The sequence below is a fragment of the Pseudarthrobacter sp. NS4 genome (assembly GCF_024758005.1).
Lineage (GTDB): Bacteria > Actinomycetota > Actinomycetes > Actinomycetales > Micrococcaceae > Arthrobacter.
The window spans coordinates 3339425-3362449 of record NZ_CP103288.1 but is presented as its reverse complement, the minus strand read 5'-3'; the positions used below and the strand labels follow the sequence as shown (position 1 = coordinate 3362449).

At 64.7% G+C, this 23025-nt stretch carries 23 protein-coding genes and 1 pseudogene; 10 read left to right on the top strand and 14 right to left on the bottom strand.

Features of this window, described 5'->3' with window-relative positions; all coding sequences use genetic code 11:
* Positions 1–17 precede the first annotated feature (17 nt).
* The 4 genes from NXY83_RS15865 to NXY83_RS15850 all read right to left on the bottom strand — a co-directional run bounded on the left by NXY83_RS15865 (position 18) and on the right by NXY83_RS15850 (position 4048).
* Entirely contained in the window at positions 18–368 is a 351-nt protein-coding gene (locus NXY83_RS15865; protein ID WP_258803160.1) for a P-II family nitrogen regulator, read from the bottom strand.
* Positions 365–1849 carry a DUF1538 domain-containing protein gene (locus tag NXY83_RS15860; protein ID WP_258803159.1) on the bottom strand — a complete coding sequence of 495 codons (1485 nt, stop codon included), beginning with the start codon at positions 1847–1849 and terminating at the stop codon, positions 365–367. The genes NXY83_RS15865 and NXY83_RS15860 overlap by 4 nt, the downstream gene beginning before the upstream one ends.
* Positions 1850–1956: 107 nt before the next feature.
* Positions 1957–2649, bottom strand: a complete 693-nt coding sequence (locus NXY83_RS15855) for a potassium channel family protein (RefSeq protein WP_258803158.1) — start codon at positions 2647–2649, stop codon at positions 1957–1959.
* On the bottom strand, positions 2642–4048 hold the full coding sequence (locus NXY83_RS15850) for a TrkH family potassium uptake protein (RefSeq protein WP_258803157.1): 1407 nt from the start codon (positions 4046–4048) through the stop codon (positions 2642–2644). Before NXY83_RS15850 ends, NXY83_RS15855 begins: the two co-directional genes overlap by 8 nt.
* A 284-nt stretch (positions 4049–4332) precedes the next feature.
* Here NXY83_RS15850 and NXY83_RS15845 point away from each other — a divergent pair, with 284 nt between their 5' ends.
* The 3 genes from NXY83_RS15845 (at position 4333) to NXY83_RS15835 (ending at position 8181) form a co-directional block, all read left to right on the top strand.
* Positions 4333–5256, top strand: a complete 924-nt coding sequence (locus tag NXY83_RS15845; RefSeq protein WP_258803156.1) for an ABC transporter ATP-binding protein — start codon at positions 4333–4335, stop codon at positions 5254–5256.
* A complete protein-coding gene (locus tag NXY83_RS15840; RefSeq protein ID WP_258803155.1) occupies positions 5256–6875 on the top strand; it encodes an ABC transporter permease in 1620 nt (539 codons plus the stop codon). Before NXY83_RS15845 ends, NXY83_RS15840 begins: the two co-directional genes overlap by 1 nt.
* Positions 6876–6984: 109 nt before the next feature.
* Positions 6985–8181 carry a cation:proton antiporter gene (locus tag NXY83_RS15835; RefSeq protein ID WP_258803154.1) on the top strand — a complete coding sequence of 399 codons (1197 nt, stop codon included), beginning with the start codon at positions 6985–6987 and terminating at the stop codon, positions 8179–8181.
* Positions 8182–8218: 37 nt separating this feature from the next.
* Here NXY83_RS15835 and NXY83_RS15830 read toward each other — a convergent pair whose 3' ends face one another.
* Positions 8219–8689 carry a DUF4383 domain-containing protein gene (locus tag NXY83_RS15830; RefSeq protein ID WP_258803153.1) on the bottom strand — a complete coding sequence of 157 codons (471 nt, stop codon included), beginning with the start codon at positions 8687–8689 and terminating at the stop codon, positions 8219–8221.
* 393 nt (positions 8690–9082) lie between these two features.
* On the opposite strand from NXY83_RS15830, the gene NXY83_RS15825 reads away from it, so the two are divergent.
* The 3 genes from NXY83_RS15825 to NXY83_RS15815 all read left to right on the top strand — a co-directional run bounded on the left by NXY83_RS15825 (position 9083) and on the right by NXY83_RS15815 (position 10638).
* Entirely contained in the window at positions 9083–9604 is a 522-nt protein-coding gene (locus tag NXY83_RS15825; protein ID WP_258803152.1) for a hypothetical protein, read from the top strand.
* Positions 9605–9618: 14 nt separating this feature from the next.
* On the top strand, positions 9619–10047 hold the full coding sequence (locus NXY83_RS15820) for a PRC-barrel domain-containing protein (RefSeq protein WP_258803151.1): 429 nt from the start codon (positions 9619–9621) through the stop codon (positions 10045–10047).
* A gap of 78 nt (positions 10048–10125) precedes the next feature.
* Positions 10126–10638 (top strand): DUF6328 family protein, encoded by a 513-nt coding sequence (locus NXY83_RS15815; protein ID WP_258803150.1) that lies wholly within the window; start codon positions 10126–10128, stop codon positions 10636–10638.
* A gap of 201 nt (positions 10639–10839) precedes the next feature.
* On the opposite strand, the gene NXY83_RS15810 is transcribed toward NXY83_RS15815, so the two are convergent.
* Positions 10840–11880 (bottom strand): hemolysin family protein, encoded by a 1041-nt coding sequence (locus NXY83_RS15810; protein ID WP_258803149.1) that lies wholly within the window; start codon positions 11878–11880, stop codon positions 10840–10842.
* Positions 11877–13236, bottom strand: a pseudogene (locus tag NXY83_RS15805) (hemolysin family protein). Before NXY83_RS15805 ends, NXY83_RS15810 begins: the two are co-directional and overlap by 4 nt.
* A 256-nt stretch (positions 13237–13492) precedes the next feature.
* On the opposite strand from NXY83_RS15805, the gene NXY83_RS15800 reads away from it, so the two are divergent.
* A complete protein-coding gene (locus NXY83_RS15800) occupies positions 13493–14290 on the top strand; it encodes a GAF domain-containing protein (protein WP_258803148.1) in 798 nt (265 codons plus the stop codon).
* Between the two features lie 34 nt (positions 14291–14324).
* On the opposite strand, the gene NXY83_RS15795 is transcribed toward NXY83_RS15800, so the two are convergent.
* The 6 genes from NXY83_RS15795 to NXY83_RS15770 form a co-directional block, all read right to left on the bottom strand.
* Positions 14325–15059, bottom strand: a complete 735-nt coding sequence (locus NXY83_RS15795) for a GAF and ANTAR domain-containing protein (RefSeq protein ID WP_258803147.1) — start codon at positions 15057–15059, stop codon at positions 14325–14327.
* Positions 15060–15117: 58 nt separating this feature from the next.
* Entirely contained in the window at positions 15118–15969 is an 852-nt protein-coding gene (locus NXY83_RS15790) for a class I SAM-dependent methyltransferase (protein ID WP_258803145.1), read from the bottom strand.
* Positions 15970–16042: 73 nt separating this feature from the next.
* Positions 16043–16510 (bottom strand): hypothetical protein, encoded by a 468-nt coding sequence (locus tag NXY83_RS15785; RefSeq protein ID WP_258803144.1) that lies wholly within the window; start codon positions 16508–16510, stop codon positions 16043–16045.
* 43 nt (positions 16511–16553) lie between these two features.
* Positions 16554–17063, bottom strand: a complete 510-nt coding sequence (locus NXY83_RS15780) for a hypothetical protein (RefSeq protein ID WP_258803143.1) — start codon at positions 17061–17063, stop codon at positions 16554–16556.
* Entirely contained in the window at positions 17060–18343 is a 1284-nt protein-coding gene (locus tag NXY83_RS15775) for a serine/threonine-protein kinase (protein ID WP_258803142.1), read from the bottom strand. The genes NXY83_RS15780 and NXY83_RS15775 overlap by 4 nt, the downstream gene beginning before the upstream one ends.
* Positions 18344–18410: 67 nt before the next feature.
* Positions 18411–18653, bottom strand: coding sequence for a hypothetical protein (locus NXY83_RS15770; RefSeq protein WP_258803140.1), 243 nt, complete (start codon positions 18651–18653; stop codon positions 18411–18413).
* Between the two features lie 257 nt (positions 18654–18910).
* Here NXY83_RS15770 and NXY83_RS15765 point away from each other — a divergent pair, with 257 nt between their 5' ends.
* Entirely contained in the window at positions 18911–19708 is a 798-nt protein-coding gene (locus NXY83_RS15765; RefSeq protein ID WP_258803138.1) for a hypothetical protein, read from the top strand.
* A 445-nt stretch (positions 19709–20153) separates the two neighbouring features.
* Here the strand turns inward: NXY83_RS15765 and NXY83_RS15760 are convergent, their stop codons facing one another.
* The gene (locus NXY83_RS15760) at positions 20154–20354 is read right to left on the bottom strand and encodes a DUF2795 domain-containing protein (RefSeq protein ID WP_258803137.1); all 201 of its coding nucleotides are present in this window, start codon (positions 20352–20354) and stop codon (positions 20154–20156) included.
* A gap of 461 nt (positions 20355–20815) precedes the next feature.
* Between NXY83_RS15760 and NXY83_RS15755 the strand changes: the two genes are divergently transcribed.
* Together NXY83_RS15755 and NXY83_RS15750 are read left to right on the top strand one after the other, a co-directional pair.
* On the top strand, positions 20816–21841 hold the full coding sequence (locus tag NXY83_RS15755) for a hypothetical protein (protein ID WP_258803136.1): 1026 nt from the start codon (positions 20816–20818) through the stop codon (positions 21839–21841).
* An 18-nt stretch (positions 21842–21859) separates the two neighbouring features.
* Complete coding sequence (locus NXY83_RS15750; RefSeq protein WP_258803135.1) at positions 21860–23020, top strand: trypsin-like peptidase domain-containing protein; 1161 nt, start codon at positions 21860–21862, stop codon at positions 23018–23020.
* Positions 23021–23025: the final 5 nt, after the last annotated feature.

Below are 23025 nucleotides of genomic sequence, written 5' to 3'. Positions count from 1 at the left end.
CGAAACGTTGAACCGGCTCAGGCGCCCTCTCGGCGCAGATGCTCCTCAAACCTGACCACCTGGCGCATGTCGATACCCGTCAGGTGCTCGATGGGAATCGCGAACGCGAGGCCCCTCGACTCCGATCCCTTGACCAGGACGGTGTGCAGCTCCTTCAGGATCGGTGCCGTCAGGTGGGTTCCCACCACCATCAGCAGCACCGACTGGGTCCCTTCGAAGGTGAGCCCGAAAAACGTCTTCCGGGCTTCCCCGCCAATGCCCTTGCCCGGAAGGATGGTCACGCCCGTGGCACCCACCCGTTGCGCGTGTTCAATGACCTTCTCTTCCAGGTCGTCGGGTGCGATGACCACAACGGCTGTGAACTTCATGCCGGTTCCCTCCTCAGCAGGGGAAATTTCTCCATCACCATGGCATACACCATGACGGCTATGACCGGGAAGACCGAGGCGAAAGCGATCAGTCCAAACCCGTCAATCAACACGTCCCGGCCGTCCACCGCGGCTGCCAGGCCGATGCCGAGGGCGGTCACCAGCGGCACGGTGACTTCCGACGTCGTCACGCCACCAAGATCGAAGGCCAGGGCGATGATGTACTTCGGTGCAAGAAACACCAGGACGATCGCCACGGCGTAGGCGGCCATGATGAAGTAATGGAAGGGCCCGCCGGTCAGGATGCGGAATACGCCGAAGGCGATTCCCAGGGCCACACCTGCCGCCACGATCACGCGGACCGCAAAGGCGCTGATCCTGCCGGGCGACGCGTCCTCCGCCTGCTCACCGATCGCCAGCAGGGCCGGTTCGGCCATGGTGACCGCAAATCCGATCAGCAGGCTGAAAAGCAGGATCAGCGCCGGGACTCCCTGCTCGATCAGCTGCTCCGCCATGAGCGTCCCGAGCGGGAAGAGGCCCAGCTTGAGCCCCACCACAAAGGCATACAGGCCTACCAGGACCATAACGAACCCGACGACCACCCGCAGCGGGTGTGCCAGCCTGCGCCGCAGTGCCACGTACTGGAAGAACAGGACCACGCCCACGATCGGCAGGACCTCCCGGACCATGGACGCCAGGCCCAGGATCATGCCCACCACCCAGTCTCCAGGGTCCCCGCCTGACCCGGCGGCGGACGGCGCCGTTCCGGCGCCGCCGAAGGTATAGACCCAGGTTCCGTAGAGCTGGACGCCGATCATGGGCACCATCACGCACAGCGCCACAAGCCCGAACCCGTCCGCAAGCAGGCTGCGTCCCCTGATCGAATTCGCCAGCCCCAAACCAATCGCGGCGATCAACGGCACGCTGACGATGTTGGTGGTGACCCCACCCGAATCGTACGCAATGCCGATGATTTCCGGCGGCGCGGCGTAAGTGAGCAGCAGCACCACTACGTAGCCTGCAATCAGGAGCTTGTACACCGCCCACCCGCGCAGGACGCGCAGGACGCCCAAAACCATGACAAGCCCCACCGAAACTGCGATGACAAACCGCAGCACCAGCGCGCTGATCCGTCCCTGGCTGACCAGTTGTGCCTGCTCTGCCACCGCGATCACGGCCGGCTCTGCGACGGAGGCGGCGAACCCGATGGCGAAGCCAAAGGGCAGCAGCAGCCCCAGGGCGCCCCGCCGGACGAACTGGTTGGCCAGGTTCTTGCCTACCGGGAAGATGCTCAGGTCCAGGCCGTGCAGGAACAACGCGATGCCCGCGGCCACAATTACGAGCCCGGCCACGAGTTGCAGGGGGTCATCGGGTATGGAGCGGAACACCAGCAGTTGGAACAGGACCACCACGAGCACGATGGGCAGGAGGTTCTTGAGCGCCTTGAGGAATTCGCCTGCGAATCGGTTAAGGTGCTCCATCGGGTCCTCTCCCGGTGAAAGTCCTGGAAGTACCTGGCTTTTCAGTGTGCCCGTCCCGTCAGGGCATGTCCACCGCTGGAGGGGCAGGAACCCCGCAGCGGGCAAGCTTAGGCCAGCGTGCTGAACCCCTCGGCCAGGGCCTTGGGCCCCTGGACGATGATCTGGTCGTCGTCGTACAGGACAGTCTGGGCGGTGGTGTGCGTCCAGATGCTTCCCGGCCGCTTCATCGCAACGATGGTGATGCCGTACTTGTCCCGCAGGCCGAGCACCCCCAGTGGACGGTCCTGCGCCTCTGCCGGCGGCCCGGTCCGGATCATCACGAAGTCGTCCTCGAACTCGACGTAGTCCAGGATGGAACCCCGGACCAGGTGGGCCACCCGCTTGCCCATGTCGTGCTCGGGGCGGATGACATGTTCCACGCCGAGCTGGGCCAGGATTTCGGCATGCGGATCGCTGATGGCCTTGGCCCAGATCTGCGGGCGCCTGAACGTGAGCAGCCGGGACGTAGTGAGGATGCTGGCTTCCAGGTCTGAGCCGATGCCCACCACGGCCCTGTCGAACTCGTGGACCGCGAGCTGGCGCAGGACTTCTTCCTTGGTGGAGTCGGCCCGGACCACATGGGTGAGCCTGCCGTTGTAGGACTGCACGATTTCCTCGTCGCTGTCGATGCCCAGCACCTCGGTTCCCTGCGCTTCCAGTTCCAGCGCCAGTGATCCGCCGAAGCGGCCCAGGCCAATAACGGCAACGGAGTCGGCCTGCGCCACGCGTGCGGTTTTGCGGGAGAAGATGTCCTTAGCCAATGAGGGGCCTTTCCTTCGGGTATTCGTAGAGGACGGGGCGGCTGCGCAGGGCCAGGGCGGTGCCCAGCGTGACGGGGCCAAGCCGGCCGATGAACATCAGCAGGATCAGCACCACCTGCCCGGCCGGTGGCATCCCGGCCGTGATGCCGGTGGACAGGCCCACGGTGGCAAAGGCGGAGACCACTTCGAAGAGGATCCGCTCCTGCCCGAAGTCGGTGATGAGCATCAGGAACATGGTGGAGGCCACCACCAGGCCGATGGCCAGGAGCACCACGGTGATGGCCTGCCGGTGAACGGCGCGGGATAGGCGTTTGCCGAATATGTTGACCGCAGTGCCGCCGCGCAGTTCGGTGGTCAGGATGAAGAACAACACGGCGAAGGTGGTGATCTTCAGGCCGCCGGCGGTTCCTGCCGGGCCACCGCCGATGAACATCAGGATGTCCATGCCCAGCCAGGACACGGGGTGCATCTGCGTGATGTCGATGCTGTTGAAGCCTGCCGTGCGGGTGATCACCGACTGGAAGAATCCGCCCAGGATGCGGTCCCCGGGAGGAAGCGCGCCCAGGGTGGCGCGGTTTGTCCACTCCGCGGCGGTGATGAAGACGGTGCCGGCAACAAGCAGCACTGCGCTGCCCACCAGGACCAGCTTGGTGTGCATGCTCCAGTGGATGGGACGGCGGTACTGGCGCCGCAGCTCAAACAGCACCGGAAAGCCGAGGCCGCCGACGATCACCGCCGCGGCGATCGGCAGGCACACCCAGGGATCGCTGACGAAGCCCATCAGGCTTTCCGAGTACAACGCGAATCCGGCGTTGTTGAACGCGGACACGGAGTGGAACAGCCCATGCCACAGCGCCTCGATGAACGGGTAGCCGTAACCAAACTGGAAACGCAGCGTCAGCATTAAGGCCAGGGCCACCTCGACGATCACCGTGATCAGCAGGACACCCAGCAGGACGCGGCGGACATCACCAAAGCCGCTGCTTTTGGTTTCCGCGGCGGCAAGCATCCTGGACCGCAGCCCCAGCCGCCGCGCGGTCAGCACGCCCAGGAGCGCACCGAAGGACATCACCCCGAAGCCGCCGACCTGGATCAGGACCAGGATGACTGCCTGCCCGAACCCGCTCCAGAACACTGGAGTGTCCACCGTGATCAGGCCGGTGACGCACACCGCGGACGTGGCTGTGAACAAAGCCTCCAGCAGCGAAGCGCCGCCCACGCCGTTCTTTGCCACCGGCAGCATCAGGAGCCCGGTTCCGGCCGCAATGGCCAGGACAAAGCCCAGCACGATCAGCTGTGCGGGGTGCCGCGGCACCAGGCGGCGGGAAAGTCTTTGGAAAGTGGACAGCTGCCGTTCCTGGAAGGCTGAGACGGAGCGGCTGTAGCCGGCAAGGAGCATACTCGGCTTTTTTCTCCGGCGGCGCGGTGCCTGGCTTCGCTGGTAAGCCTTCAGGTGCATAGCGGTCACGTTAGCACCAGCAGACCGACGGCGGCGCCACGGGCAGCCGCGCCGGGAGCGGCGGCTGCCCCTTCCGGCAGCCTCTTCCGCGCCCGATTGGCCGCTTGTATGATGTGGACCGGAGAGCCGGGAAGCCTGGTCGGCCCGCATGCGGAAACGCCTGCGGCATGCCCCTGGCACCCCGCCCTGGGTGTAGTTGCTGCCAGCACGGAACGGACCCGGCCATGCCTACAGACTCATCTCCCGTCATCTCCACCACAGAACTTGTGAAGAACTTTGGACGGACAGCCGCGCTCGCCGGCCTGGACCTCTCCGTCCTGCCCGGCGAGGTCCACGGCTTCCTCGGGCCGAACGGGGCCGGAAAGTCCACCACTCTTCGAATTCTCCTGGGCCTGATCCGTCCCTCGTCGGGAACGGCCCGGGTGTTCGGCATCGACCCGTGGGCTGAACCGGTCCGGGCCCACCGGGACGTGGCTTATGTTCCCGGGGACGTGACGCTGTGGCCGAACCTGACCGGCGGCGAGGTCATCGACATGCTCGCCGGCCTGCGCGGCGGCGCGGACGAAGGCCTGCGCCGGCGGCTCATTGACGAGTTCGACTTCGAACCACGGAAAAAGGCGCGGACCTACTCCAAAGGCAACAGGCAGAAGGCGGCCCTGATAGCTGCTTTTTCCCGCCCGGCCAGGCTTTACCTGCTGGACGAACCAAGCTCGGGCCTGGACCCGGTCATGGATGCAGTGTTCCGCCGGCATGTCCGCCGGGTCAGGGACGACGGGGCGACAGTGCTGCTGTCCAGCCACATCCTGGCCGAGGTGGAACAGCTCTGCGACAGGGTGACCATTATCCGGTCCGGGACTGCGGTGGAATCCGGGACGCTGGCCGAGCTTCGGCATCTCACCAGGACCCGCTTCCGGGTCATCTCGCAGGTGAAGCCGGAGGCGCTCGCAACGCTGCGGGGCATCCACGACCTCCGCGCTGACGGGACCGTCATGGAGTTCGACGCCGATGCAGCGGACTTGGGGCCAGTCCTGGATGCGTTGGCCGGCGCCGGCGTTACGGGCATCACTGCCGCACCCCCTTCCCTGGAGGAGTTGTTCATGCGCCATTACAGCGAACAGCCCAAGGCCCCGAGAAGCCAGGTTCGGTGATGGCCGCCGTCGTCCGTCTCGCCCTGCTCCAGGCCCGCAGGGACCGCGCAATCCTCGCCGCCTGGATCCTGGGCATTGCCGGCTTGGGGTATGCGGCCGCCACCGCCGTCACTACACAGTTTGGCGCCGACAACGAGCGTGCCGCCCTGGTTGCGGTGGCTGCGGCCAGCCCGGCATTCCTCTTCCTCCGGGGGCTTCCGGACGGCATCAGTTCCGGGGCGGTCACGTTCTTCCAGGGCTATTCCTTCACTGCAGTGCTGGCAGGGCTGATGAGTACGTTCCTGGTGGTCCGGCACACCCGTGCGGATGAGGACCAGGGCCGTTTTGAGCTTGTCGGTTCAACCCCTGTAACCCGGGTGACGCCCTTGTACGCCACCCTGGTGCTTGGCACCTGCGCCAACGTGGTCTTGGCGCTTGCTGTTGCCGCCGGTTTCATCGGCGCAGGGCTCCCGGTTGCCGGATCTTTCCTGGCGGGGGCAGCCGTGGGGGCGGTGGGCCTGTTCTTCATGGTGGCCGCCGCGCTGGCAGCACAGGTGATGCCCTCCGCGCGGAGCGCCAACGGCGCAGCGGCGGCGCTGGTGGGCGGGGCCTACCTGATCAGGGGCGCGGGGGATGCGCTCGGCACGGCAGACGCGTCACTGCTGAAGGTCACCGCCGCGTGGCCTTCGCTGTTCTCGCCCATCGGATGGGGCCAGCGCATCCGGCCCTTCACCGACTCCGATGCGCTGCCGTTGGTGGTCATCGGTACCGGTGCCCTCGTCCTGGCAGGGGCTGCCTTGATGCTCCGAACCAGCAGGGATCTTGGGGCCAGCTACATTGCGGCCGACGAGTCGGGGTCGGAACGGGCCGGAACCGGGTTGGCATCCATGCTGGGGCTGGCGTGGCGGCTGCAGCGCGGAACCGTGGCCGGTTGGTGCTTCACCGCTGCCCTCCTGGGGGCCGTGGCCGGCGGGCTGGGACCTGTGGTCCGGGACGCGCTGGCCGGCAACCAGTCCTTGATGGAGCTAATGAACCGGCTGGTTCCCGGCGACGCCGGCATGGTTGACCTGTTCACCACGGCAATGCTTGGCATGGCCGGCATTATGGCTGCTGCGGCGGGCATCCAGGCGGTGCTGCGGCTCAGGGCGGAAGAAGCGGAAGGGCGGGCCGAACTGCTCCTGGCCGTGCCGGCGTCGCGCGTCCGCTGGCTGGGCGGGACCATCGCCGTCGCGGCAATTTCGACGACGGCCGTCGCGGCCGCCGCGGGAGTATCGGCCGCCGTCGTGCTCGCCCTGGCGCAGGCAGGTGGCAGCAGCCCCGGCACGGTACTGGCCGCGGCGCTGGCCCACGTTCCGGCCGCGCTCGTCTTCCCGGCCCTGGCCCTGCTGGTGTTCGCGCTTGCACCCCGGTGGAGCGGCGCCGTCGGCTGGGGGGCTTTGGCCGTTGCGCTGGTCCTGGGGCAGTTCGGGGAACTCCTGGGCCTGCCCGTCTGGCTTCAGGACCTGAGCCCGTTCAGGCACTCGTCCGCCATGCCCGTTGAAGCCTTCCAGCCGGAGGGCGCCGTGCTGATGGCCGCTGTTGCCGTGGTGGCGGCGGCAGCAGCCGCCCGTTTGGTGCGGGGAAGGGACCTGACGGTTTGACGGCGCCGGGACCGCGGGCCGGAACCCGGAAGCCCCGGGGTAGATTCGTTCGTCAGCTGCGGCGATGATCGGAACATCAGGTATTCCGCTGGAACCAGAGGGGAGGCCCATGCCAACTGCCCTGCTGCTGTCCTTCGCGGCCCTGCTGCTGATCGGGGTTCTGATCTCCGAACGCGCGCACCGGACAGTGCTGTCCACGGCAGTGCTCTTCCTTATGGGCGGATTCCTGCTGGGGCAGGGAGCCTTCGGCGTGGTCACCGTGTCCACGGGCGACCCCATCGTGGGCGGCCTGGCAGAGCTTGCGCTGTTTGCGGTCCTGTTCACGGACGGGATGCGTGTCGGCTACCGGGACCTGCGCTCGGCCTGGCGGCTGCCGGGGCGGGCCCTGCTGCTCGGCCTGCCGCTGACCCTGGCGCTGACGGCGTTGTTCGCCCACTACGTCGCCGGATTGCCCTGGCTCGAATCCTTTCTCCTTGGCGCCGTCCTGGCCCCCACCGATCCCGTTTTCGCTGCCGCCATCGTGGGCAGGGAGGAAGTACCTGGCCGGCTGCGCCATCTGCTGAATGTCGAGTCCGGTGTGAACGACGGCATGGCCTTGCCCATCGTGCTCGTCCTGCTGGCCGCAACAGGCGGCCATGACGCACACGGTGAGCAGTTGCTGCTGGAAATTTTCCTGGGCATCCTGGTTGGCGTGGTGGTGCCCGCCGCCGTGCTTGCACTCGAACGCCTGCCCTTCCTGCAGGCAACGTCCTCCCTGCAGCCACTGCTGGCGGTATCCATCGGGCTCCTGGTGCTTGCGATTTGCCATGCCACCCATGCCAACCTCTTCCTGGGCGCCTTTGCTGCCGGAATCACCGTTGCTAGCCTGGGCAGGGAGCTCCGGCACGAGTTCGAACAATTCGGGGAACTGGTCACCGAGCTGCTGAAACTGGCCGCCATCATGGTTTTCGGCGCGCTGATTACCCCTGCCTTCCTTTTCCAGGAGATCCCCTTCAACGGCTGGATTTTTGCGCTTCTGGCCTTGTTCTTTGCCCGCCCTCTTGCCCTCCTGGTGTCCTTCATCGGGGCACGGTTGAGTTTCCGCGAACAGGTCACCGCCATGTGGTTCGGTCCGAAGGGCTTCGCCTCCGTGGTGTACGGGCTGATCATCCTTGAGTCAGGCATTGCTCTGGCTGACCAGATCTACCACCTGGTTGCGCTGGTCATCGTCCTCTCCATCCTCTCCCATTCCTCCACGGACGTTGTGATAGCCCGGCAATTCAGCAAACGGCAGGCAAAGACGGAAACTACAGCTCCGGGGAGTTGACCCAGCGTCGGCGGGGGAGCACAGTGTGCCCCTGTTCTCACAGCTCCCGGCCGCGACCGGCGTTGTTGCGGCCAAGAACAAGGCCCAGTGCCACCATGACAACTCCCAGTACTGCGTGGAGCCAGTTGTCCGCCGTGTTGACCGGGATGAAGTTGGCGGCGGAGGCCTTGTCGATCAGAAGCCCATACAGCCAGATCACCAGGTATACGGCGCCCCCGCCGATCAGGTAATACTTCGCCTGCGCTGCGGTCCTGGCCAGGATTAGCCCTGCCGCACCGAAGAGCACATGGACGGTGTTGTGCAGAACGGAAACCTGGAAAATCCCCAAGAGCAAGGCGCTGGAGCCAGGCCCCGCAAAGGCCATCTCCGAATAGTTGGTTGTGATGCCGGGGATGAAACCGAGGAAGCCCACAAGGGCGAAAACGCCTGCCAGTGCAAGGGCTGCAGTCTCGATCGGCGTTCGATGGTGGCGGGCATGTGCGCCCGGATGTGCTGGTGACGCAGACATTGTTTTGTTCGCTCGCTATGGATTGGTGTTGATGCTGGGTGCGGAACGGGCGAGACCCAGGCTGGGGACCGTTCCGGGTTGAGGGTGGGCCTCGTCATCTCGACCGTAAGCAGGCTTAGAGCGTGGTATCAATGCCGGCTGCCCAACTGCAACCGCACTGAAACCCCGATTCCGCAGATCGTTACCTCGGAGCCGGGAGGGAGGCGGAGGGGTGTTTTAAGGGTCGAGCCCAGCGCGGATTACAGGCGAGTAAATCCCCCGGGAAAGCCAGTTGCATATCAGTTACATGCGTTGATCGGCCTCGTTAGCCCTGCCTAGCGTGGAAAGCGGGGGGAGTCCCAAAACCGAAGCAGTCCGGCAACCGGCGGTCTGCAGAAACTTGAGGAGGATCCCATGTTGAACCGTAAGCCGCAGTTGCTCGCGAGGTGGGCTTTGGCCGGCGCCCTATCCTTCACCGCATTAGGACTTACCTCCTGTGGTACCGAAGGCCCCGAAACCGGAGTCGATGTTGAAGACGTTCAGGAACTCCCTGAACAGACAGAGACCAACAACACCGCCAACCCCTTTGACGGCCCCTACAACCAGGAATTCTTCGATGACCTGGATTTGCGTGAAGGACAGGAAGTAACCGTGTCCGCGAATGTAAACCGCATTATTACTCCGGAAGCGTTCACCATCGCAGGAACCGAAGACACTACCGTCGATCCATTGCTGGTTGTGCACAAAGATGCCCAGCCTGAGCTGCAGCCTGAGTTGACTGTCAAGGTCACCGGCACCGTCCACACTGCGTTCGATCTTATGGCAGTTGAGAAGGACCTTGACGTGGACCTCGACGACGCCCTCTTTGAGGACTGGGACGGTGAGCCCTACCTGCAGGCATCAACCATTGACACATCGGTGGCAGCGGACGACTGAAAAGGAGAAAAATCATGGCCACCCATGAAACCCGCGAACTGGTGAAGCTGGAAGATACCGGCAAAACCGTGGCGGCCGAGCAGGAAGATATCCGTGGATACACCGCCAAGGACCGGTCAGGCGAGGAAATCGGCAAGGTGGAGGAGCTGCTGATTGACCAGGAGGAGGAAAAAGTCCGTTTCCTCGTCATCGCTTCGGGAGGGTTCCTGGGGATCGGGAAGGATAAGACATTTATCCCCGTCGACACCGTGAAAAGCATCAACGCGGGCGACGGGGAAGTCCTCATTGACCGGACCCGGGAAGACATTGCGGGAGCTCCCGACTATGACCCGGAGCTGGCAGACACCCGGTCGTACTACGAGGGTGTCTACGGTTATTACAGCGTTCCACCGTTTTGGACCCCCGGCTACGCCTACCCCGCATACCCCTACTATCCCCGCTGACGTCTCCTGCCCCTTCGGCTGGCCCCGATCACGTTCGGTTCCGCTTTCCTTGGCTGGATGACTGACAGGAAGGCAAGCATGAAGGAACCCGTGAAAAAGCCCGTGGTGGATGAGGACCGGCAGGAAACCCGGGAACAACAGTCGGACCGGAACTGGAATGAACTGCTGCAGGAACTGCGCGTCATGCAGACAGGAACACAAATCCTTGTCGCCTTCTTGTTCACCATCCCGTTCCAGCCCAAATTCGCCGACCTTGATGACGTCCAGCGTGTCAGCTACATAGTCCTGGTGATATTCGCCGTGCTGATGACGATTCTGCTCCTTGCGCCCATCAGTCTTCACCGGTCATTGTTCCGGCAACGGCTCAAATGGGAAATCGTCGAGCACAGCGCGGGACTGGTGCGCCTGGCCCTGCTGGGAACGGCACTGCTTGCAGCGGGCGGTGCGGCCCTGGTGGTAGACGTCGCGCTTAATCGAACAGCAGGGGTAACGGTGCTGGTCATTTTGTTGAGTGTCGCCGCTCTCCTCTGGTTAGGCTTCCCCGCCATCGTCGGACGCCAGAACAACGGCACCAAAAGAAAGCCGCGCTAAAGCTATGGCCGAATCCCTACCCGTGAAGGAAGACCTCCGGGGCAAATGGATTGAACAGGGGGCCGGCGCGCCCGTCGTCCTCCTTCACCCCCTAAGACCACCCTGAAACCGTGGCTTCCGCCATCAACTCCCTGCTTTCCCAATCCCGGGACTGATCAACCGCCCAAGTGTGAGGCGGCGGCCCGCCGGGATAGCAGGCGGTCAGGCGCTGGTGGCGTCCTGCACTTCGCCCACCAACTCTTCGATAATGTCCTCCAGGAAGAGGACACCGGTGGTGTTGCCGTCGGCGTCGAACACCCGGGCCACATGGGCTCCGGTGCGGCGCATCGTGGCCAGGGCGTCCTCAAGTTCGCCGCCGCTGTAGGCGGAGGCGAGGCGGCGGATCCGCTTGGCCGGGACGGGCCGGACGAACTTCTCCGGAGTGACCAGGTCCATCACATCCTTAAGGTGCAGGTAGCCGGAAGGGCCGCCGTCGTCATCAGTGAGGATGTAGCGGGAGTAGCCGTGCTCGGCCACGGCGCGCTGGATGTCCGCCGGCGTGGCGGATTCGGCCAGGAGCACCATCTCGTTGATCGGCACCTCCACGTCCGCCACGGTCTTGGCGGTGAACTCAAACGCTGCGGTGAGCGTGCCGCTGGTGTCGGTGAGCATGCCGTCGCGGGTGGACTGCTCCACGATGTTTGCCACCTCATCCAGGGTGTAGGCGCTGGTGGCTTCGTCCTTGGGCTCAACCTTGAACAGCCGCAGGATGGAGTTTGCAAGGCCGTTCAGCGTCCAGATCACCGGTTTGAACACCCGGGCAACCATCACCAGCGGCGGGGCCAGGATCAGCGCCGCGCGGGTGGGGACGGAGAAGGAGATGTTCTTGGGGACCATCTCGCCCAGGACTACATGGAGGAAGGTCACCAGCAGCAGTGCAGTGACGAACGCGATGATGCTGATCGTCCCGTAGGACAGGGACGTCAGGCCCAGCGGGATTTCCAGCAGGTGGTGGATGGCTGGTTCGGAGACGTTCAGGATCACCAGGGAACAGACCGTGATGCCCAGCTGGCTGGTGGCCAGCATCAGGGTGGCGTGCTCCATGGCCCACAGCGTGGTTTTGGCGGCCTTGCTGCCTGCCTCTGCCTTCGGCTCGATCTGGGAGCGGCGGGCGGAGATGACGGCGAATTCGGCGCCCACGAAAAACGCGTTGACCATCAGGAGCACCACCAGCCAGATGATGCCGGGGAGATATTCGCTCATTGGGTCAGCTCCGAGGTGAGGTTGTCGACGAGGCGGTCATGGGCGCTCTTGGGCGGTTCCAGCGATTCGTCGGGCGTGAACCGAAGCCGCTCCACACGGGTGCCCACCACGCGTTCCACGCGCAGGGTTCCGCCGTCCACCGGCACCTCGTCGCCGAGTTCCGGGATGCGGTCCAACTGGTCCGAGACGAAACCGGCAAGGGTGTCGTATTCCTCGCCATCCGGCACGGCGATGCCAGTCCGGTCCAGGAGCTCGGTCCGGGCGCAGGGAAGCATCAAACGTGATGGAGCGTCCCACCCGGACCACGCCGACGCGCGCGCGGTCGTGCTCGTCCTCAAGTTCGCCGACGATCTCTTCCACCAGGTCCTCGAGCGTCACGATGCCTGCGGTGCCGCCGTGCTCGTCGGAGACGATTGCCACCTGGAGACCCTGCTTGCGCAAGAGGACCAGAAGCGAATCGACGCCCATGGATTCCGGCACCCGCAGGGGTTCGATCATCAGGTCGGCAGCCCTCACAGTCTCCCGCTGGTCCAGGGGCACGGCGAAAGCCTGCTTAAGGTGCAGGACTCCCAGGACGTCGTCGCGGTCCTGCCCTATGACCGGGAACCGCGAGTATCCCGTGGACCGGGCCAACGTCAGGATCTGTTCGGCGGTGTCATCGTCGTTGACGGCGGTCATCCGCACGCGCGGCGTCATGACGTCCGCCGCGGAGTGTTCAGAAAAGCGAAGGGTGCGGTGCAGCAGGACGGCGTGGTCGGCGTCGAGCATGCCTTCCAGTGCCGAGCGCCGCACCAGCGAGCTGAGTTCCTCGGCGCTGCGGGCGCCGGAGAGTTCTTCCTTCGGTTCGATGCCGAAGGACCTGATGATCGTGTTCGCCGTGTTGTTGAACAGCAGGATCACAGGCTTGAACACGGCGGTGAAGAGTGCCTGGAACGGCACCACCACTTTGGCCGTGGCGAGGGGCAGCGCCAGGGCGAAGTTTTTGGGAACCAGTTCACCGATCACCATCGAGAAGATGGTGGCGAGGAAAATTCCGACGACGGAGCCCACCGCGGGCACGAGGCCTTCAGGAAGTCCGGCGGCGGACAGGGGTCCGCTGAGCATCCTGCTGATGGCTGGTTCGAACGTGTATCCGGTCAGCAGCGTGGTGAGCGTGATGCCGAGCTGGGCACCAGAGAGGTGTGTTGAGGTGATTTTCAGGGCCTTGATGGTGGGCCCAAGGCGCTTTTCGCCGCGCGCCTGGCGGGCTTCGAGGTCGTTGCGGTCAAGGTTGACCAGCGCGAATTCGGAAGCAACAAAAAATCCGGTACCGACCGTGAGGACAAGGCCGATGCCCAGCATGATCCATTCATACATTCGGGCGCCCCTCTCCCGTGGTAACCGGCGAACCGGTCAAAAGGTTGAGGGGCCTGGGCATATGTGAAGGAGGGTCATCCATAATGCCCTTCACTTTACGGTGTCCGCAGAAGCTCCGGGCGCCTGTGCGCCGTGGGCGAACTCCTCCGGCACTGTGTATACCCGCCAGACAAAGTAGTAAGTATACTGATCACCATGCCTTGTAACTGTTGGCCAGCACATTCCCCTGACCGCATTGGGGCGCGGGGTCGCCGGCATGGATGAACAGGCCGGCCGGCGCCGGGAACTCGCGGCCGTGGTGCATGCCGGTTTGGACCCGGCCATGCTGTGGCCGTCCTATTTCAGCCAGGCCAGGTGCTCGGAGTTTGAGCTGTCCGCGTACCTTCATGGAGCCCTGTCCTTGCCCGGTTCCGAGCATCCTCATGGCGTTGTGAGGGGCGGGGGTCCCGGCAAGGGCAGCCAGCCGGCGGCGGCAACGGAGCGCAGTGCAGACAGCCCCGCACGTTCATCACAGGGTCCAAAGGTGGCTGACGAGGATCTTTTGGCGGCCTTGGGAGCCGCGGGACGTGGTCTCCTCACCCCTGAACGGGCAGAGGCGGAACGTCTGCAGTCCCTGCGTGAGACTGGACTCCTGCACTCCGGCGCGGAGGAAATGTATGACCGGATTGTGGTCGCGGCCAAGGAATTTTTTGGGGTGAGTACTGCTTCTGTGTCACTCATTGCCGAAGACGCCCAGTTCCTGAAGTCAGCAGTCGGGCCCCTGCGGGAGGAGACGCCCCGGGACATAGCGTTCTGCACGCAGACCGTGGAGGCGAACGCGATGCTGGTGGTCCCTGACACGCACACCGACGGCCGGTTCGTTTCAAACCCGCTGGTGGTGGGGGAGCCCTACATCCGGTTCTACGCCGGCTATCCCCTGCACGGGCCGCGCGGCTGGAACATCGGAACCTTGTGCATTATCGACCAGGAACCCAGGACCTTCCGCCCGTCCGAGCAACAGGTACTCCGGGAACTCGCCGCGATCATCCAAATCGACATAGACGCACGGACCTAGCGCCTTCCCGCCGGCCTGACCGCCTGCGGCTGGTCTACGCGTCGAAGTGGGTGTGGACGTTCGTGCCGGACAACTGCTCGATCAGTTCGCTCGCCACATCGCGCAGTTTGCGGTTGCGGTTGCTGGAGACCTTGGTGAGGATCTCCATCGCCTCGGCCTGCGAGCACCTGTTCTGCCCCATGATCACTCCACATGCCAGGTTGATGGCGGTCCTGCTTTCCATGGCTGCCTCCAGGTCCTCTGCCCGCCCCTGGGCAGCCCCAATACGGACGGACAGAAGCAGCGCGTCGTGCGCGGCAGCGGCGAAGCCCAAAGCCTTGTCGTAGACGTTTGGCGTGAACGCCCTGGGCTTGGTTGCGAAGAAGTTCAGCGCGGCGCTGGCTTGGCTGCTGATTTTCAGGGGCACGCCCAACGAACTGTAGACGTTCAACTCCGCGAATTTCCGGTTCAACTCAGGCCACCGCGGATCCGAAGAGACGTCATCGATAACCACCGGGTTCATGTCCCGGAGCGCCTTGATGCACGGGCCATCGCCGATGGCCTGCTCCAGCTGATCCAGGTCCACCGCGCGTTGGCTGCTGCCTGCTGCAGTAGCAGGCTTGCGGTTCATCTTGACCGTAACTGCGCAGTCGATACGATCCCCGGCAGCCTCGGAAACCGCGGCTGCGGCGAGCTTGGAGAGTCCGGACAGGAATTCGGTTGCGTCTTCCGTGCCCACCAGAATGGACTGAAGCTGGTTTGAATGGTCATTTTCAGCTGGGGGCGTCATTGTCTCATCATATGACTTGACTTTAACAGGGCCCGAAGCCCGGCGGGCCCGTCACCAACTACCCGTGCGCCTTCCGCGCAAGAATCGTGTAGGTGCAGGGCACGAGCTCCCGCTCGGATTCCGGCCAGGCGAAGCCCCCCGGTACCTCCACCATGCGGGGCGCAAACTTCCACGGGATTGTTTTGTCCTCATTGACATGAAGAATCTGCAGACCTGCCCCGATGAGGGCATTGATGATTTCGGACAAGGGATGCGCCCATTGATACGTCCGGGAGTGGGTGACCTTGCCGTCTCCGGCGTAGGTTGATTCGTCGTCCCACAGCTGGGCCCCGCCGTTGCCAAAGTACGGGTACCGCAGCTGCAGCCCGTCGGCATGCTCATCAATGGCATAGAGGGCAGGGTGCCCGTCCCGGATGTAAAACGTTCCACCGGCCCGCAAAAGCCCGGCCCCCTGGGCCGCCCAGCGGTTCAGGTCTGGCAGCCAGTTGATGGTTCCGATGCTGGTGTACACAAGTTCAAAGTCACCGTCGACGGCGGCACGGGCCTCGAGGACGTCGGTCTCCACCCATGTCGCCGTAAGGCCCAGGCGTTCCGCCAGCTTGGCAGCGGATGCCAAGGCTCCCGGGGAAAAGTCCACGCCGGTGACCCGCGCCCCTGCCCTGGCCAATGAAAGCGTATCCGTGCCTATATGGCACTGAAGATGGCACACGTCCAAGCCTGAAACCGTACCGTCAGGGAGGAAGGGCGCGAGTGCGGCCAGGTCCGTCCGGACGACGCCGGTCAAATAGTTGGGATCGTCCAGCTCGCTGACCCCGTACGCCTGTTCGTGCAGGGGAACGCGGTCTTCCCAGTTGTCACGGTTGACCGCACGCGCAGAATCCCAGTCGATCGCAATCCGGCTGTCACTCATGGGGCGAGCCTACAGCGTTGTACAGAGCAGCAGGATCATGTCGCCAATAGCCTTAGCTGACAGTTCGGGAAGGCTAAGTGGGAGTCGATTCCCCGAATGAGGGATGCCGGCCGGACCGGTAGGCGGAATCGATGATTGGTTCGAGTTCTTCGAGTACGGTCCGGTTCCCGGGGAGGACCACATGGGCCAGGAATTCGGATTCAAGAGTGGCAACGCCCGACGCCGTGGCCCCGAGTTTGGCGTCTATGGACAGTGCCAGGGCCTGCCAAAACTTTCGGGTGGCGCGGTCGAGGACTTTTGCCTTGGCTTCCTGGGCAGGGGTCTCCGCTGTATCCCCCCGGATTGTCAAGGTCCCGTCCGGCTGCGGCAATGAAAGGACGATGCGGAATTGCCTCCCGTCACCCCTGAACGCGATAGCGCTCCGGTTTCCACGCTGACTGAAAAGGACATTCGTCGCCCCGTATGCGAGGAGCGCCCTTTCGATATGTTCCCGGGAAGCCCCGCCGCTGATGGAGTTGCCCCGCGTATAAGAACTAGTCATCGTCCAACTATGCGCCTTTCCGCCACTGCTTCATTCATGGAGGTCAGTCCTTCTGCTGCTCCTCGGCTTCTTCCTGCTGCTTTTCGGCTTCCTTTTCGGCCTCCTCCAGCAGCTTGTCAGCCTCCTTTTGGGCTTCCTCGCGCTGCTTCCGGGCTTCCTTCTGTGCCTCTTCCGCCCGCTCTTTTTCGTCCTCGGTGAGCGGGGGATCAGCCCCAGGGGTTGTTGGCACAGGTTGGGGAGCCGGCGCCAGTGCTGTTTCCAAATCGTTCCTGATGGTGCTGATGGCGGCCTCGATCCGGGTTTTCCGCTGCTGGGACACCTTGCCCTGGTCCGCCGCCGCCGACACGTCCTGGTTCAGCTGCTCAAGCTCGGCCAGCGCACCGGGGAAATCCTGCGCCGCGGCCAGCTGCTTTGCTGCAGCCACGCGCGTCTGCAGTTGGCCGGCCACCGCGCCGTCCAGGTCAGGGGCAGGGGAGCAGCCGGCCAGCAGTGACACGCCAAGGCATGCGCCCAGGACGGCCGTCAGCCACATTCGGAGGGGGGATGGTTTCATGGCCTGACGCTTTCTTCCAGTTCCTTGAAGTGTTCGCCCAACTGCCCGGGGATAGCCGGCCCCGGGTCCACCGGCGCGGGCGACGGCCCCTGCATGGACGCCAGCAGCACTGCCGCGAGGATTAGCACGACGACGGCGACCGCAGCCAGGACCCACAGCCGGCGGCCCCGGACGTGCCCGGGTTTCTCCCGGGGACGCTGGCGGGCAGGCTTCGGGTCCGCTGATGCTGGTTTCCGCGATGGCCTTTGCGGGGCGGGCTGCCACGACGTCGCATTGGTCGCATGGCTGTCCGGGAGGGCGGGCAGCCGGGTGCCCGGCGGTTCAACGGGGTCCCCCGGCCGGGAAGTCCCGGCTTTGGCCGCGTCCAGGACCTGCGTAGCCGGGTGGGACGGTATCCGGGCGGTTTGTGCCCCACGTGCTTCTGCAGCCGGCAGGCTCCAATCGACGGCGGTGGCAAGTGCCCTGGCGACGTCCGCTGCGTCCGGCCGGTCCTGCGGGTCCCGGGCGGTCATGGCGGTAAGCAGGGATTTCCACTCGGGGCCGAGGGAATCAGGAATGTCGGGAAGCCGGGAGAGCCGGGCCACGGCGGCTTCAAGCGGCGGTCCGGGGAATGCCACCGTCCCGGTGAGGGCTTCCAGCAGGACCAGGCCCAGGGAGTAGATGTCGGCCGGCGGTCCCACCTTGTCTCCGCGGGCTTGTTCCGGGCTCAGGTAGGCAGCTGTTCCGGGGACCATGTTGGTTGCGGTGAGCCGGGCGCCGTCGAGCATCCGTGCGATCCCGAAGTCCGCAAGCTTGGGCCGCAGCGGGGAATCCGCGGCGTAGCGGGTGAGCAGGATGTTGGCCGGCTTCACATCGCGGTGCACCACACCGCGGTGGTGGATGTAGTGCAGCGCTTCAGCCAGTTCAGCTCCCAGCCGCGCGGCCTCTTCCCCGGTGAGTGGTCCGGCTGCAAGATGGCGCCGAAGGTCGGTTCCGGGGACAAGCTCCATGACCAGGAACGGCACTTCCCGCTGGCCGCGAAGGAGCGTCCCCGTGTCGAAGAGCGTCACCAGGCCGTGGTGGTTCAACTGCGCCAGCATCCGGGCTTCTGACTGCTGCCTGGCCAATTCCTCCGGATCTGTGACGTCGTCACGGAAGATCTTCAGTGCCACCTCCCGGCTGAGAACCAGGTCAGTTCCCCGGTAGACGCTTCCCATGCCGCCGCGCCCCAGCACTTCTTCAACGCGGTAACGCTCGTGCAGGACGGTTCCGGCCATACCGGTTTCCGTGTGTTCGCTCATGCTGCCCGCCTTCCGTTCAGCATTCACTCTAGCCACGGGCAGCGATGCAGGTATTGCGTCGGGGAAATTAGAGTCCGGCCGGGGGATCCTGGATACTGCCCCCGGTGTCGCGATCGGCGTGCTGGGCTTCCAGCCATTGGCGGACAACCTCCAGGACCTCATTCGGATCGCCGGCGGCAACACTGTTTTGCCTGCCCGCCGGGTGGCTGTACGTGATCCGTGCCCGGAAGCCGGGCTCGCGGCCAAGCTCGAACCAGGTCCGGATGACCAGCGTCCCGCCAGCCGCCGCGCCGCCGTCGTCCATCCTCATGTCCCCAGTCCTCCTTCCTGAACCTGCCCCGATCATGCGGCACAAGCATCAGGAACGCGCTGGCTTTCCTGAAAGATTGGCGCAAGGTTCGCGGCTAGTCACGCCGTGCGGCGGGCTGGCCCGGAACCCGTTAAATCTCGACGACCACCTTGCGCGACAGGTAGAAAGTGTGCTTACTATCTAATTAGTAACCCTACTTACTAATTGGTCGCGCCGGGTTCCAGGCCCGGCTGCCAGACCAGTGGAAGCGAGTGACGATGACTGAGAACCAGTGGCCAGAGGGTTCTGCCCGGCCCCCTCTCGACCAGTACGGGAAGGCGCCCGCCAATGCTTCGGCGGAGCCGGAAACCTACGTCACCAAGAAGGAAGCAGCCAAGGAAGAGGCATCCCAGGTTGCCGGGCAGGCGGCCGGTGGAGCCCAAAATGTGGCTCAGGCCGCCAGGCTCGAAGCCGGGAATGTAGCTTCCGAGGCGAAGTCCCAGGCGCAGGGCCTCCTGCACCAGGCGAAATCCGGCCTGGGCAGCCAGGCCGGCGCGCAGCAGCAAAAGGCCGCCGACGGTATCAGGACCATCTCCAGCCAGCTGCAGACCATGGCTGATGCTCCGGAACAGCAGGGCGCCGCCAGCGACCTCGTCAGGCAGGCCGCGGAACGTGCATCCTCGGTCGCGTCCTGGATCGAGGGCAAGGAACCCGGGGCGCTGCTGAATGACGTGCAGTCCTTCGCCCGCCGCAAGCCGGGTACGTTCCTGCTCCTCGCTGCCGGCGCCGGCGTCCTGGTGGGCCGCCTTGCACGGGGACTTCAAGCCGGAGCTCCGGGCACGCAACCTGCAATCCCGCCCAAGCCGGCGCAGGCCCCGGCTGCCGCGGCAACTGCTGCGCCATGGGGCGAGGAGCCCGTGTACCGGGAACAGGTTTCGGCGCCCGTGACCTACGGCGAAACCATCTACGGCGAACCTGGTCGGCCCGCCTACTCGGGCACTGTGGAGGGCGGAGTTCCGCTACGGGATCCGGATGATCCCTACAGTGAGGTCCGGGGCGCAGAGCGCCAGCCGTAAGAGCCAACGCTCAATGCAGAGAATCACAGCGCAGACGCCATCAACCTAAAGGACCATGCCATGAAAAAACTGCTCTTCGCTTTGCTCCCCACCATCATCAGCCGGGTGATGCAGGCCCGGAAGGCCAAGCAGGCCCGCGCCGCCCAGACCCGGCGGCCCCCGCGGAACCGCTACTAGAGCCAAACCACAGGCAGACGCTGCCGGCAACCCACCGGCGAACCACCGGGCAGGTGACCTGCCCGGTGGTTTTCCGTTCTAACTGGTCACGCCCGGGCCTTGAGGCGGCGATGCGCGTTCCGGCCCGGTTGATCATCGGGACACGCCGTCGTGAACTGCGCGCCGCCAGTGAGGCACGAGAGGTAACCGGGCGGGAGCGACGACGGCCGGACCACGTGAAGACCGCGGTCTCCGTTACTCACTGCCGGGAACTCCCAGTTGGACCTGCCTACGAGTTGTTGTCTGAAACCGCTGAGCTCACGGCCGTTGGGCTGTCGTATTCCCGGTCGGGGATGGCCTCAAGGGCCTCAATCACGTTGCTGTCAGCGCCCGAGTCCTTGGCCTTTGACAACAAGGCCCCGCGACTTGCGGGATAGTCCACGCCGCCGAGGAACTTTTGAATCTGGATCGGGTTGGGAGTTTCGGCCATGGTGAATGTTCCCTTTCTGGTGTCAGCTCTCATGTTCGCGGCTATCCCTTGGAATCTGGGGCCCCTCAGGAGTTCATCGTAGGCCGGGACGTTCCGGCGGGGAAGGGCACGGCCGCCGGGAACAACCGGCCTGCGCTGCGCATATTCCCTGACGAGACCGATATACCGTCGCGTGCGGGAATCTGCGCCTCACCGTCGCATTTACGCGTCGATAAGACATAGGCCCAAGTTTTCAAGCAAGCAGGAAGGCGCGACGGTGCGCTGGACTCATACGACCGTGCGGACGGTGCCTCCAAAATCCGGCCCTGCTGCCCGGGCGGCAGGCCAGCCGCCGGGAACGGCGCCTTGGTCGAACAACGACGACCGGCTGAAAATCGACATGGCCGCGCTCCAAGCAATAACGCTGCAGTAACGGGGGACCGGTTTACTGGTGGGAGCGAAAAGTTGCGAAAGGATGCATCATGGAGCTCGAATCACTTCCGGACGATATAGTCGCGGCGATCGAAGTCAGGGACCGCTGGCGCCGCAGGACGTCTGCTGGCGGAGGACTGGAATTCTTGGTTTCCGACATCGCGAGATGGAGGCCTGGTTCCACCGTGCGGGTTGCCTTCCTCGATGGTGATAGCCGGTTGCACGCGGACATCGAAGCTGCCACAGAGCAGATCTCCAACGCCTGCAACCTCGTTCTCGACTTCGGCCTCAACACATCAAGCGGCGAATACCGGAGATGGACACTGGGTGATGCAGATTTTGCCGCCGAGATCCGCGTCAGCTTCGACTTGGGCGGCTACTTCTCATTGGTGGGCACTGACAGCACGGACCGGACCATCGGGGCGGCGGGAGGCCCGGTTGGGGGCAACCCCGGCCAACGGAGCCTCAACCTCGGCGGCTACACCGTGAACCGGCCGTCTGGTTGGGAGGGCACCGTCCGCCACGAGTTCCTGCACGCCCTCGCTTTCCACCACTCACACCAGAACATGCGCGGCATCTGCGAAGGAGAGTTCCGCTGGGACGATGACCCTGGATACATCCCGACGCAGGATCCGCGCGGCGTATTCATACCCGACGCCGGTGGGCAACGCCCTGGCATCTATACCTATCTTGCTGGTGCGCCGAACCGATGGTCGCGGGCGAAGGTGGACCACAACCTGCGGACCGAAGACGATCCGGACGTTATCGCCGGTCCCTTCGACCCGAAATCGGTGATGTTGTACCGGTTCCCGGATTTCTTCTACAAATCGACGCCGAGCACTTGCGCGCCGAGCGGCGACGGGATCAATCTGTCTGAGGGCGACAAGCGTGGGTTGAACGTGCTGTACCCGCATGTAGCGGCGGAGCTGGCGGACCTGCAGTCCCGCGCGGAGACGGCACTGGAATCGATCACGGCCGGGAACGAAGGACTGCCGGGGACCGGGGACGGCATCGCCGGCGCCTATCGCGAAAGGGCCAAAGACCTCATCGGCGCCCAGGCCCGGGCAGCCGACTGAGGTCAATGGCGGTGCATCATGTCTGCCGGATCCGAGTACGAACAGCTGCTTTCCAGACCGGGCGCCGGCGTGCTCGAAAGAGCCGGTGGGAATGGCGATAAAGGCGGTCTGGACGAGGACCTGCTTGTGGGGGAGCTGATCAACGATATCCACTACCTGGAGGACCGGCTCGGGGAACACGCAGATCCGGAAATCCTGGCCCGCCTCATCGACGGAGCGGAGCATGGGCTGCAGGAAGTAGCCCACCATGGTGCGGAAGCCAGGCTCGACCGCCGGGACTTGGCAGGACTCGAGGCTGTGGTGCACAGTGACGGGTCCCGGCCGGTGCTCTTTGTGGAGGACGACTTTATCGATGTGCGCGCGCCTGCCGCCGCCAACTTCGCGGCGGCCCTGTCCAGGGTGGAGGATGAAGTCAGGATCGCTTGCCAGGCCGCCGGCAGGGTGAACGACCCTGGCTCCCTTCTTGGATACCAAGGCACTGCGTGGGCGATCGGCGAAGGCGTCGTCGTCACCAATTACCATGTCCTGGAGGCGGTCACCACCAATGCATTCCGGGCTAACGGCGTGTTCACGGGCGCGCTGAAGCCGGGCATCGCGGTGGACTTCGGGGCCGAGGTGGGCGGTGGGCCTCCGGACCGGCGGTTCCCCGTCCGCCGTGTGCTGGCAGTGGGTCCTCCGGGCGCACCGGAGCACACGCACCCCACCCTGCCGGGAATCAACTTCGACGGCCTGGACCTGGCGGTGCTCGAGCTGGGTGAGGTAAGCGGACAGTCATTCCCGACGCCCGTTGAGGTCGCGCGGGGCGACGATCCTGCGACTCACGGTGCGCTGGCCTCGCGGGGGCGGAGCATCTATGTCGTGGGGTTCCCAGGCAACCCGGCATCCACCACGCCCGACGTGTTCGGGAGTTTGTTCGCCGGTGTCAAGGGCGTTAAGCGACTGACCCCTGGCTTGTTGTCGCAGGGCCGCGGCGAAGTGGAAAACGATCCGAGGCGTTGGATCATCGGACACGACTCCAGCACCCTGGGCGGCAGCTCCGGGTCCCTCGTCGTCGACCTCGAGGCAGAAGGACGGCTCGTTCTGGGACTCCACTTCGCCGGATTGCCGGGCCGGGTCAATTGGGCCCACGGGCTCGAAGGGGCCACATCAGAACTCGCCGCAGTCCTCCCGGGACAGTGATCAGC

Coding starts and splice junctions, on each gene's coding strand:
- NXY83_RS15865 (WP_258803160.1), bottom strand. CDS start 368: ATGAAGTTCACAGCCGTTGTGGTCATCGCACCCGACGACCTGGAAGAG.
- NXY83_RS15860 (WP_258803159.1), bottom strand. CDS start 1,849: ATGGAGCACCTTAACCGATTCGCAGGCGAATTCCTCAAGGCGCTCAAG.
- NXY83_RS15850 (WP_258803157.1), bottom strand. CDS start 4,048: ATGCTCCTTGCCGGCTACAGCCGCTCCGTCTCAGCCTTCCAGGAACGG.
- NXY83_RS15845 (WP_258803156.1), top strand. CDS start 4,333: ATGCCTACAGACTCATCTCCCGTCATCTCCACCACAGAACTTGTGAAG.
- NXY83_RS15840 (WP_258803155.1), top strand. CDS start 5,256: ATGGCCGCCGTCGTCCGTCTCGCCCTGCTCCAGGCCCGCAGGGACCGC.
- NXY83_RS15835 (WP_258803154.1), top strand. CDS start 6,985: ATGCCAACTGCCCTGCTGCTGTCCTTCGCGGCCCTGCTGCTGATCGGG.
- NXY83_RS15830 (WP_258803153.1), bottom strand. CDS start 8,689: ATGTCTGCGTCACCAGCACATCCGGGCGCACATGCCCGCCACCATCGA.
- NXY83_RS15825 (WP_258803152.1), top strand. CDS start 9,083: ATGTTGAACCGTAAGCCGCAGTTGCTCGCGAGGTGGGCTTTGGCCGGC.
- NXY83_RS15820 (WP_258803151.1), top strand. CDS start 9,619: ATGGCCACCCATGAAACCCGCGAACTGGTGAAGCTGGAAGATACCGGC.
- NXY83_RS15815 (WP_258803150.1), top strand. CDS start 10,126: ATGAAGGAACCCGTGAAAAAGCCCGTGGTGGATGAGGACCGGCAGGAA.
- NXY83_RS15810 (WP_258803149.1), bottom strand. CDS start 11,880: ATGAGCGAATATCTCCCCGGCATCATCTGGCTGGTGGTGCTCCTGATG.
- NXY83_RS15800 (WP_258803148.1), top strand. CDS start 13,493: ATGGATGAACAGGCCGGCCGGCGCCGGGAACTCGCGGCCGTGGTGCAT.
- NXY83_RS15795 (WP_258803147.1), bottom strand. CDS start 15,059: ATGACGCCCCCAGCTGAAAATGACCATTCAAACCAGCTTCAGTCCATT.
- NXY83_RS15790 (WP_258803145.1), bottom strand. CDS start 15,969: ATGAGTGACAGCCGGATTGCGATCGACTGGGATTCTGCGCGTGCGGTC.
- NXY83_RS15785 (WP_258803144.1), bottom strand. CDS start 16,510: ATGACTAGTTCTTATACGCGGGGCAACTCCATCAGCGGCGGGGCTTCC.
- NXY83_RS15780 (WP_258803143.1), bottom strand. CDS start 17,063: ATGAAACCATCCCCCCTCCGAATGTGGCTGACGGCCGTCCTGGGCGCA.
- NXY83_RS15775 (WP_258803142.1), bottom strand. CDS start 18,343: ATGAGCGAACACACGGAAACCGGTATGGCCGGAACCGTCCTGCACGAG.
- NXY83_RS15770 (WP_258803140.1), bottom strand. CDS start 18,653: ATGAGGATGGACGACGGCGGCGCGGCGGCTGGCGGGACGCTGGTCATC.
- NXY83_RS15765 (WP_258803138.1), top strand. CDS start 18,911: ATGACTGAGAACCAGTGGCCAGAGGGTTCTGCCCGGCCCCCTCTCGAC.
- NXY83_RS15760 (WP_258803137.1), bottom strand. CDS start 20,354: ATGGCCGAAACTCCCAACCCGATCCAGATTCAAAAGTTCCTCGGCGGC.
- NXY83_RS15755 (WP_258803136.1), top strand. CDS start 20,816: ATGGAGCTCGAATCACTTCCGGACGATATAGTCGCGGCGATCGAAGTC.
- NXY83_RS15750 (WP_258803135.1), top strand. CDS start 21,860: ATGTCTGCCGGATCCGAGTACGAACAGCTGCTTTCCAGACCGGGCGCC.